General features: G+C 53.8%; 3 protein-coding genes and 1 pseudogene. 1 reads left to right on the forward strand and 3 read right to left on the reverse strand.

Annotated elements, in window-relative coordinates; translation table 11 throughout:
* Nucleotides 1-378, forward strand: a pseudogene (locus CAGGBEG34_RS08850) (elongation factor P); the annotation flags it as partial.
* A 156-nt stretch (nucleotides 379-534) separates the two neighbouring features.
* On the opposite strand, the gene CAGGBEG34_RS08855 reads toward CAGGBEG34_RS08850, so the two are convergent.
* The 3 genes from CAGGBEG34_RS08855 to fba form a co-directional block, all read right to left on the reverse strand.
* Nucleotides 535-1422 carry a phosphoribosylaminoimidazolesuccinocarboxamide synthase gene (locus tag CAGGBEG34_RS08855; RefSeq protein WP_006683306.1) on the reverse strand — a complete coding sequence of 296 codons (888 nt, stop codon included), beginning with the start codon at nucleotides 1420-1422 and terminating at the stop codon, nucleotides 535-537.
* Entirely contained in the window at nucleotides 1419-1751 is a 333-nt protein-coding gene (locus tag CAGGBEG34_RS08860; RefSeq protein WP_006683307.1) for a CCDC90 family protein, read from the reverse strand. Before CAGGBEG34_RS08860 ends, CAGGBEG34_RS08855 begins: the two co-directional genes overlap by 4 nt.
* A gap of 36 nt (nucleotides 1752-1787) precedes the next feature.
* The coding region (fba, locus tag CAGGBEG34_RS08865; protein ID WP_042688473.1) for a class II fructose-bisphosphate aldolase at nucleotides 1788-2774 on the reverse strand (987 nt) is incomplete at its 5' end.

The following is a 2774-nucleotide window of genomic DNA, read 5'->3' on the forward strand; positions in this document are numbered from 1 at the left end:
GAGGTGGTGATGCTTGAACGCAAGGAAGCGAGCTATTCGTATTTCGCTGATCCGATGTATGTCTTTATGGATAGTGAATACAATCCCTGGGAAGTGGAAAAAGATCATCTCGGTGGTGCGCTGCATTATCTTGAGGATGGCATGGCGTGCGAACTTGTGCTTTATCAAGGCAGCGCGATCTCGGTTGAATTGCCCACCACCGTGGTGCGTGAAATCACTTATACAGAGCCTGCGGTGAAAGGAGATACGTCGTCGGGCAAGGCGCTGAAATCAGCCAAACTGGCGAGCGGTTTTGAAATTCAGGTCCCGATCTTCTGCAATATTGGCGACAAGATTGAAATTGATACACGGACGAATGAGTATCGCCGCCGCGTCTAGAGCATTTTTCAGCGACTTGCACTGCGTCACTTCGCGCTTGCCGTATTGCTCATACTGTCTTCGCGCTCGTTCCTTGTGCAATCTCGCTGAAAAATGCTCTAGCTCCCGAATACACGGAACGGCGAAGCGACATAGGGAAAATCAGTGAAAAATGCTCTAGCCGGTTAAACGCTGCAAAGCTTCACAATACCTCTGCGCCGTTTTTCGCACAATGTCCGCGGGCAATGAAGGCGCGGGCGGGGTTTTTGACCACGCCTGCGCGTTGAGCCAGTCGCGTACAAATTGTTTATCAAACGCAGGCGGACGGACGCTTGGCTGGTATTGATCGGCTGGCCAGAAGCGTGACGAATCGGGCGTGAACGCTTCATCCATCCAAACGAGCGTTCCGTTCTCATCCAGACCAAACTCAAATTTGGTATCGGCAATCAGAATGCCGCGCGTTTGCGCATACGCGGCGGCCTCGGTATACAACTGAAGACTGATTTCCCGAATGCGCTGCGCGCACGCGCGGCCAATCCGCGCTTCGGCTTCGGCAAAAGAAATAGGTTCATCGTGCGCGCCCTGAGCCGCTTTTGTCGTCGGCGTGAAAATCGGCTCAGGCAGTTGCTGCGCATATTGCAGACCCGTCGGCAGCCGAATCCCGGATATCGTTCCGTGCTTCTGGTATTCATTCCAGCCGCCGCCCGCTACATAACCGCGGACAACCGCTTCAATCAGGATGGGCTTTAAACGTTTGACGACCACGGCGCGTCCCGCCACCTGCCTCGCTTCATCCGCGCTCACCACCGTTTCGGGCGCAATATCCGTTAAATGATTAGGAACGATATACGCGAGCTTGCCGAACCAGAAGTTCGATATTTTGTTGAGTACACATCCTTTATTCGGAATGGGTTCATCCAATATTATATCGAAGGCAGACAACCGATCCGTGGTCACAATGAGCAGCCGATCGTTGCCCACCGCGTAGTTATCGCGGACTTTGCCGCGTCCGACCAGTGGTAACGAATGTAGCGCGGAACGATAAAGAGAAGAGGGATGAGTCAAGCGGGCAAATGTAAGAACTTAATAATCGAGGGCGCAAACGTGACCACCGCCACCATCAGCGAGCCGAGCTTCAGAATGATGTCTTTGCGCAGAATATTCATATCCTTGCGCAAATCATTGATTTCACAGCGTAAGTTCGTTTCAAGTTTTTCCAGATCATTACGGATCGCCGACTTATATTCACGCAGATCGGCTTTCGTCGCCAATTCCGCGGATACATAAGATTCCTGAACTGCTTCAGTCAAAGCCTCTGCCTGTGGATCATTAAAGCCCGCGCTTTTTAGCTTGCGGACAAATTTATGCGTGTCAAATGGGAAAACGGCGGCCATAGTGAGACACGCTCCTTAAAACTGGGAGGAAATACTCTAGTTTACCCGTTGCGCCAATTCACCGCTTCTATACCGCTCGGCCATTTTTTCAAGCGGTATAGGCGTTATTTTGCTGGCTTGCCCTTCGCAGCCGAACGCGCGATAACGCGCTTTGCAGATGGCTTGCATCGCCGCGCGCGCCGGTTTCAGATATTCGCGCGGATCGAATTTGTCCGTATATTCACAAAAGAAACGCCGGATCGCCGCCGTGCTCGCCAGCCGCAAATCCGTGTCGATATTCACTTTACGCACGCCATGCCGAATGCCCTGCTGAATCTCTTCCACGGGTACGCCATAGGTTTGTTGAATTTCGCCGCCGAACGCGCGGATTTCGTTGAGTAATTCCTGAGGCACCGAAGAGGAGCCGTGCATCACCAGATGCGTATCCGGCAGACGGCGGTGAATTTCCTTCACGCGCTCAATCGCCAGAATATCGCCGGTTGGCTTTTTGCTGAATTTATACGCGCCGTGCGATGTGCCAATTGCAATCGCCAGCGCGTCGCATTGCGTTTTCTGCACAAAATCGGCGGCCTGTTCCGGGTCGGTCAGCAACTGCTCGCGGCGCATCGCGCCTTCGGCGCCGTGGCCGTCCTCTTTATCGCCGCGCATCGTTTCCAGCGAACCGAGGCAGCCGAGTTCGGCTTCAACGGTCACGCCAATCGCATGCGCAAAACCGGCCACCTGTTGTGTCACCTCAACGTTATATACATATGAAGCGACCGTTTTCCCATCTTCGCGCAGCGAGCCGTCCATCATCACGCTGCTAAAGCCGCTGCGGATTGCCGTCAAACACACGGCGGGCGATTGGCCATGATCCTGATGCATGACAATGGGTAAATGCGGATACGCCTCCAGCGCGGCCTGAATCAAATGGCGTAGAAAAGGCTCGCCCGCGTATTTACGCGCGCCCGCCGAAGCTTGCATGATGACCGGCGCATTGACTTCATCAGCGGCGGCCATGATCGCCTGCACCTGTTCCAAATT

The organism is Candidatus Glomeribacter gigasporarum BEG34, from assembly GCF_000227585.1.
Taxonomy (GTDB): domain Bacteria; phylum Pseudomonadota; class Gammaproteobacteria; order Burkholderiales; family Burkholderiaceae; genus Glomeribacter; species Glomeribacter gigasporarum_B.